This is a genomic window from Streptomyces sp. NPDC012637 (assembly GCF_042954805.1).
In the GTDB taxonomy this organism is placed as follows: domain Bacteria; phylum Actinomycetota; class Actinomycetes; order Streptomycetales; family Streptomycetaceae; genus Streptomyces.
Genome location: NZ_JBIBDS010000018.1, coordinates 30,338 through 37,218, shown reverse-complemented (window position 1 = coordinate 37,218; position 6,881 = coordinate 30,338). Strand labels below are relative to the sequence as shown.

General features: G+C 70.4%; 6 protein-coding genes and 1 pseudogene. 6 read left to right on the top strand and 1 reads right to left on the bottom strand.

Going from position 1 to position 6,881, the window contains the following annotated elements; all coding sequences use genetic code 11:
- Positions 1–171: pseudogene (locus tag ACFY8W_RS37720) on the top strand (LLM class flavin-dependent oxidoreductase); the annotation flags it as partial.
- A 502-nt stretch (positions 172–673) separates the two neighbouring features.
- Here the strand turns inward: ACFY8W_RS37720 and ACFY8W_RS37715 are convergent.
- The gene (locus tag ACFY8W_RS37715; RefSeq protein WP_391115697.1) at positions 674–922 is read right to left on the bottom strand and encodes a hypothetical protein; all 249 of its coding nucleotides are present in this window, start codon (positions 920–922) and stop codon (positions 674–676) included.
- A gap of 394 nt (positions 923–1,316) precedes the next feature.
- Between ACFY8W_RS37715 and ACFY8W_RS37710 the strand changes: the two genes are divergently transcribed.
- The 5 genes from ACFY8W_RS37710 (at position 1,317) to ACFY8W_RS37690 (ending at position 6,502) form a co-directional block, all read left to right on the top strand.
- Positions 1,317–2,540 (top strand): arginine deiminase, encoded by a 1,224-nt coding sequence (locus tag ACFY8W_RS37710; protein ID WP_391115696.1) that lies wholly within the window; start codon positions 1,317–1,319, stop codon positions 2,538–2,540.
- 66 nt (positions 2,541–2,606) lie between these two features.
- A complete protein-coding gene (gene argF, locus ACFY8W_RS37705; RefSeq protein WP_391115695.1) occupies positions 2,607–3,608 on the top strand; it encodes an ornithine carbamoyltransferase in 1,002 nt (333 codons plus the stop codon).
- A 33-nt stretch (positions 3,609–3,641) separates the two neighbouring features.
- Complete coding sequence (locus ACFY8W_RS37700) at positions 3,642–4,595, top strand: carbamate kinase (RefSeq protein WP_391115694.1); 954 nt, start codon at positions 3,642–3,644, stop codon at positions 4,593–4,595.
- Complete coding sequence (locus ACFY8W_RS37695) at positions 4,592–6,115, top strand: YfcC family protein (protein ID WP_391115693.1); 1,524 nt, start codon at positions 4,592–4,594, stop codon at positions 6,113–6,115. Before ACFY8W_RS37700 ends, ACFY8W_RS37695 begins: the two co-directional genes overlap by 4 nt.
- Before the next feature lie 192 nt (positions 6,116–6,307).
- Positions 6,308–6,502 carry a hypothetical protein gene (locus ACFY8W_RS37690; RefSeq protein ID WP_338673436.1) on the top strand — a complete coding sequence of 65 codons (195 nt, stop codon included), beginning with the start codon at positions 6,308–6,310 and terminating at the stop codon, positions 6,500–6,502.
- Positions 6,503–6,881: the final 379 nt, after the last annotated feature.

Sequence of the window (6,881 nt, the reverse complement as noted above, 5' to 3'; positions counted from 1 at the left end):
AGGCCGTTCCAGCAGCCCGTACGGGTCTGGCACGGCAGCGCGACCAGCCGGGAGTCGGTCGACCTCGCCGCCCGCTACGGCGATCCGCTCTTCTCGGCCAACGTCACCCACCCGATCGAGCCGTACGCCGAACTCGTCCGCTACTACCGGGAGCGCTGGGAGCACCACGGGACGCACGGACGGGGCGGTCTCTGATGGGTCGTCATGCGCCCTTGGTGACCGCCGGGTGGAGCCCTCGGCTGTGGGGCGGCAGGCATCTTGAGGTGACCGGGGCACTGGCTGCGGAACTGTTGGCCGCCCCTGCCTCATCCGCTTGTCGGTAGTGACGTTCCGTGTTGCTCGGTGGAATGCCCGGTCCGTGTTGTGTCAGGGGTCGTAGGGTGCTCCAGTGACCGAGAAAGGGCCTGAGGTCGTCGGCTCGGGGATCGGGGATGTCGGGCAGTCGGGCGGTGTGCTCAGGGGGTCGGGGCGCTCCACGCGTGCTGCCGCCCGGTCGATCGACGCTTCGGCTTCGGTTCTGGTCTGACCCGGAGGCATGGTCTCGACCCCGGTGCGTACGGCGCTCACGTGCTCCGCGAGTCGGGTGGCGTGGCGCCATGCCGCTTCCTGCGCCTCGAAGTGTCTGACGCGGTATGCGGGAGGTGCCTCCTCACCGCGCAGTGGCACCTGCCCGTCACGCCGCCTGGAAGACCAGGGCCAGCACCTCGGCGTACTGGACGCGGGCTTCATCCATGGCGGCTTCCCAGCGGATGCGCTTCTGGCGGGCTGCTTCGATCTCGTCGAGACGTCTGCGTTCGGCGGCCTCGCCGCGAAGCGGGACCTCCTGCACGATCTCGGCGAGCTGGTCTTCGAGGGAGCGTGCGGGGGTGTCGCGCGCGAAGCTGACGGGGGCGAGCTTCGCGTTGCCGCGGCGCGCAATCACTGAGTGGCTCTGCTCACGAGCGATCTCGCGTACAGAGCCAACTGAGCTCCGCGCGCAAGCGGTGCGCCCGTCCTCTGCCCGGAGCCGAACCGACTTGCTGATCTCCTCACTCCGCTTCTGGCGATGATGTCTTCGCGGCAACGCGGACCGCGCATCCCCGGCGCGCGTCCGACCGCCCCGGCCCCGGCGCCCAGAGCCGAAAGGCCCTGCGTCCCGTCCGGACAGGCCCTCGCCGCCCGGTACCGCATGACCTGCCGCCAAGGACTGTTGCCGTCCGGTTCCGACGGGCGCCAGTGACAGGGTTCAAGTGCTCCCCGGGCGTCGTGCAGAGGCCGGCGAGCACGTCATGTGCCCTGCTTCCGCGGCACTTCGAAACCGACCTCACGGGGGTCCCATGTCCTTTCACGTCGATTCCGAGACCGGCCGTCTGAAGCAGGTCATCCTGCACCGGCCGGACCTGGAACTGAAGCGGCTCACTCCCACGAACAAGGAGGCGCTCCTCTTCGACGACGTGCTCTGGGTCAAGCGCGCCCGCGAGGAGCACGACGCCTTCGCCGACACGTTGCGCGACCGTGGAGTGCGTGTCCACCTCTTCGCGGACCTGCTGACCGAGACGCTGGCACTGCCCGCCGCTCGGCAGCTGATCATGGACAGGGTCTTCGACGAGCGGGAGTTCGGGGCCCTGGCCACTGACCGGTTCCGCGCGCATTTCGACTCCTTGGAGCCGGGGGAACTCACCGCGTGCCTCATCGGCGGGGTCACCAAGGGCGAACTGCGGCAGCACCTCGGGACCGTACCGAGTGTCCGTCTCCATGCCATGGCGCCGGACGACTTCCTGCTCGCGCCGTTGCCCAACCACCTCTTCACGCGCGACACGTCGTGCTGGGCGTACGACGGGGTGAGCGTCAACCCGATGAGCAAGCGGGCCCGCCGCCGGGAGACGGTCCACTTCGAGGCCGTCTACCGCCACCACCCCCTCTTCGACAAGGGCGAGTTCCACCGGTGGACCGACGGCGAAGGGGCCTACCCGGCCACCATCGAGGGCGGTGACGTCCTGGTCATCGGCAACGGCGCCGTACTCGTCGGCATGAGCGAGCGCACCACCCCGCAGGCCGTGGAGAACCTGGCGCTGCGGATGTTCACCGCGGGCTCCGCCCGGCGGGTGGTGGCGGTCAACATGCCCAAGCGCCGCAGCTTCATGCACCTGGACACCGTGATGACGATGGTCAGCGGCGACACCTTCACCCGTTACGCCGGCCTGGGCATGCTGCCGGCGTCCACGATCGAACCCGGGACGGGCGGGCAGGGACTGAAGATCACTGACCACGCGCCCGAGTACATGGACCAGGCCATCGCGGACGCCCTGGGGCTGCCGTCCATCAACGTGCTCACACCCAGCCAGGACGTGCGGTCCGCCGAGCGGGAGCAGTGGGACGACGGCTGCAACGTGCTGGCCGTGGAGCCCGGAGTGGTCGTCGCCTACGAGCGCAACGTCACCACCAACACCTACCTGCGAAAGAACGGCATCGAGGTCATCACCGTGCGCGGCAGCGAACTGGGCCGGGGCCGCGGCGGCCCGCGGTGCATGAGCTGCCCCATCGAACGAGATGCCGCCTGACGCACGTCGGCGACCTTCACGCCCACCCGTTTCACACCCCTGACACACCTGCCCAGGAGTTCGAGCATGCCCGTCGACCTGAACCACCGCACCTTCCTCAAGGAACTCGACTTCACCCCGGAGGAGTTCCGCCACCTGCTGGAACTGTCCGCACAGATCAAGGCAGCCCGCCGCGATGGATGCGAGGAGCAGCGGCTGCGCGGCAAGAACATCGCCGTCATCTTCGAGAAGACCTCGACCCGCACCCGCTGCGCGTTCGAAGTGGCCGCCCACCAGCAGGGCGCGCACGTGACCTACCTCGATCCCGCAGGCTCACAGCTCGGTCACAAGGAATCGGTCAAGGACACCGCCCGGGTGCTGGGCCGTTACTACGACGGCATCGAGTACCGGGGCAGCGACCAGCGCCTGGTGGAGGAACTGGCCCAGTACGCCGGCGTGCCGGTGTGGAACGGGCTGACCGACCAGTGGCACCCCACCCAGTCCCTCGCCGACGTGCTCACCATGTGGGAACACACCGACAAGCCGCTGAACCAGGTGTCCTTCGCCTACCTGGGGGACGCCCGGAACAACGTCGGCAACTCCCTGCTGATCACGGCGGCGATGCTCGGCATGGACGTACGCATGATCGGCCCCGGCTCCTTGCACAACGCACCGGACGTGGTCGAGAAGGCGCGCAAGGTGGCGGCCGGTACCGGCGCGCGGATCACGCTCACCGAGGACGTGGCCGAGGGCGTGGCCGGGGTGGACTTCGTCTACACCGACGTCTGGCTGTCGATGGGGGAGCCGTCCGAGCTGTGGGACGAGCGCATCGCCCTGCTCAAGCCCTACCAGGTGACCTCCGCCGTCCTCCGGGCGACCGGGAATGCGCGCGTGAAGTTCATGCACTGCCTTCCCGCCTTCCACGACAGCGACACCACCGTCGGCGCGAAGATCGCCGCCCGCACCGGCATGACCGCGCTGGAAGTCACCGACGAGGTCTTCGAGTCCTCCCACTCCATCGTGTTCGACCAGGCCGAGAACCGGCTCCACACCATCAAGGCGGTCCTGGTCGCCACCCTCGCCGACTGAACCCCCGCCCACCCCCGTCCCTGGAGAACACTCATGCGTGTCGTCGTCGCCCTGGGCGGCAACGCCCTGCTCCGCCGCGAGGAGCGGCCGGACGCCGCCGTGCAGCTCGCCAACGTCCGCGCCGCCGTGGCGGCCCTCGCCCCGCTCGCCCGCGAGCACGAGCTGGTCATCACCCACGGCAACGGCCCCCAGGTCGGCGTCCTCGCCCTGGAAAGCGCCGCCGACTCGTCCCTGAGCGACCCCTACCCCTTCGACGTCCTGGGCGCCGAGACCCAGGGCATGATCGGCTACTGGCTCCTGCAGTGCCTGCAGAACGCCCTGCCGGGCCGCCAGGTGTGCGCTCTGCTCAACCAGACCCTGGTCTCCGCCGCCGACCCCGCCTTCGGCGACCCAGCCAAATTCGTCGGCCCCGTCTACGACCAGGAGGAAGCCGAACGCCTGGCCGCCAAGCGGGGCTGGACGGTCAAACAGGACGGCACACACTGGCGGCGCGTCGTGCCCTCGCCCCGACCCCAGAGGGTCGTGGAGACCCGGCTGATCCGGCTTCTGCTCCAATCGGGAGCGGTGGCGGTGTGCGCCGGAGGCGGCGGTGTACCGGTCATCCGTGACGAGCAGGGACAGCTGACCGGCGTCGAAGCGGTGGTGGACAAGGACCTCACCGCCGCCCTCCTGGCCGAGGCGCTGGACGCCGACGCCCTGCTGCTGCTCACCGACGTCCCCCACGTCTCGCTCCACTACGGCACCCCCGACGCCGAACCCATCGGACGGACCACCCCCGCAGCGCTCCGAGCGCTGAGCTTCCCGGCCGGATCGATGGGCCCCAAGGTCGACGCCGTGTGCCGGTTCGTGGAACTCACGGGCGGCACCGCCGCCATCGGCGCCCTCCGAGACGCCCGCGCCCTCCTCGACGGAACCGCCGGCACCGTCGTCACCTCCATCGGCCGCGACCTCGACCGCCGCCCCGACGCGCATGAGGACCTGACATGAGCCTCGCCACACCCCCCGTAGCCCCCGAGCCCGCTGCCGACGATGCCGGCACCGGGCGCGCGAAGCGAAGGTTCACCTTCCCGTCCGCGTTCACCGTCCTCATAGCGGTCACCGTCGCGGTCTGGGCGCTGACCTTCGTGCTCCCCGCCGGCCGCTACGACACCAAGGACGGCAGCCCCGTCCCCGGCACCTACCGGCCGGTGGAGGTGACCACCGGCTTCTGGGAGCGGCTCAAGGACCTGTTCCTCTCACCGGTCAACGGCCTGTACGGCGTCACCGACGCCCAGAGCGGTCTCACCACACCCGGGGCCACCGGCACCTTCGCCGGCGCCGCCGGAGTGTTCCTCTTCATCCTTGCCGTGGGCGCCTTCATCACGGTCACCATGCGCACCGGCGCCCTCACCGCCGGAGTGGCCCGCCTCGCCCAACGCCTGCGCCACCACCGGGCGATACTGCTCGTCGTCCTCATGACCGTGTTCTCCCTCGGCGGCACCACCTACGGCATGGCGGAGGAGACCCTCGGCTTCTACGGACTCATGATCCCCCTGATGCTGGGCCTGGGCTACGACCGCATGGTCGCCGCGACCGTCATCATGGTCGGCGCCGGAATCGGCACCCTCGCCTCCACCGTGAACCCGTTCGCCACCGGAGTGGCCTCCGACAGCGCCGGCATCGGCACCGGAGACGGCATCCTGCTCCGTCTGGCGATGTGGGCCTGCCTGACGGCCCTGGCAGCCGCGTACGTGCTGCGTTACGCCCACCGCATCGCAGCCGACCCCACCCGCTCCCTGACACCGTTCACCGAGGACGATCACCGCCTCCGGGCGGAGGCCGGCGGACAGCCGGCGCTGACCGGACGTCAGCGCATCGTCCTGGGCCTCTTCGCGGCCACCTTCCTCTTCATGATCTTCGCCGTGGTCCCCTGGGCCGATCTCGGCATCACCCTCCTGCCCACACTCGGCTGGTACTTCCCCGAGCTCGCCGCCCTGTTCATCGTCGCGGCCATCCTCGTCGGGCTGATCGGAGGACTACGGGAGAAGGGCACTGCGGAGGCCATCACCGCCGGAGCGGGAGACTTCGTCGGCGCGGCGATGATCGTCATGCTGGCCAGGGGCGTCACCGTCATCATGAACAACGCCAGCGTCACCGACACCATCCTCGACGCCCTGCGCGGGGCGGTGTCCGGCACGTCCTCCAGCGCGTTCGCCGTCCTGATGTTCGGGGTGAACCTCCCCCTGGCGTTCTTCGTCCCCTCCTCCTCCGGCCACGCGGCCCTCGCCATGCCGATCCTTGCGCCGCTGGCCGACTTCGCCGGAGTCAGCCGGGCCCTGGTGGTCACCGCCTACCAGTCCGCCTCGGGATGGGTGAACCTCATCACCCCCACCTCCGCCGTCGTCATGGGCGGCCTCGCCCTCGCCAAGGTCCGCTACGACCAGTACCTGCGCTTCATGGCACCCCTCATGGGCATGCTGCTGGTGGCGGTCGCCGGCTTCCTGGCGCTCGGTGCGGCCGTGAGCTGAGGCCGGTTCTGATGTCCCAGGCCGGCGGACCGATGCACTCGGTCCGCCGGCCCGCCGCTGTCTCTGCCGCGATACGGGCCTCATGGCTCTGCCGGACGGGCCATCAGGCCCATGGGCCCCGCACCGCTGTTCGGCAACAGTGTGATCCGGCAGGGGCAGAGTGCCCATCAGCCGCTCAAGGAGGTGGGCCCCATGCCCGGACTGCTGGCCATCGGAGCCATCACATCGATCGGGCTCGGCGCGATACTCGTGTTCGCCGTCGACTGGCAATGGGAGGGCGCTGACCGGCCCCTGGTGGGACTGATCATGATGGCGGTCGGCATGCTCGCTCTGGTCGCCGCCACGCACATGTACGGCCATGACTCCCATTCCGGGAAGACGTCGTGAGTCCGCGGGCCCACACCAGCGCCATCCTTCCCAGCTGTGGGCCCAAGGCATGCGACGGCAGGTGAACTCGCTCCGACGCCCGACGCCCGACGCCCGACGTCCGACGTCCGAACGCAGGACCGGTGCGATGACAGCCCCGACGCCACGCCTGGCGTCGGGGCTGTCATCGTGGTCATGCGGTGTGGTCGGCCGTGGTGGGGCCCGGCGGGCCCGGCGCTCTTCAACCCCAGCGCTTTGGCCTCGGCTGCCGCGGTACCGCACCCTCGCAACGACCGGGGCCCGGGGGGGGGGGGGGGCGCCCGGGGGGGGGGGGGGGCCCCCCCCCCCCCCCGGCCCCCCCCCCCCGCGCCCCCCCCCCCCCCCCCCCCCCCGGCCGCCG

Bases quoted from the DNA above. Each gene is read 5' to 3' on its own strand.
- ACFY8W_RS37710 (WP_391115696.1), top strand. From the start codon at position 1,317: ATGTCCTTTCACGTCGATTCCGAGACCGGCCGTCTGAAGCAGGTCATC.
- argF (WP_391115695.1), top strand. From the start codon at position 2,607: ATGCCCGTCGACCTGAACCACCGCACCTTCCTCAAGGAACTCGACTTC.
- ACFY8W_RS37700 (WP_391115694.1), top strand. From the start codon at position 3,642: ATGCGTGTCGTCGTCGCCCTGGGCGGCAACGCCCTGCTCCGCCGCGAG.
- ACFY8W_RS37695 (WP_391115693.1), top strand. From the start codon at position 4,592: ATGAGCCTCGCCACACCCCCCGTAGCCCCCGAGCCCGCTGCCGACGAT.
- ACFY8W_RS37690 (WP_338673436.1), top strand. From the start codon at position 6,308: ATGCCCGGACTGCTGGCCATCGGAGCCATCACATCGATCGGGCTCGGC.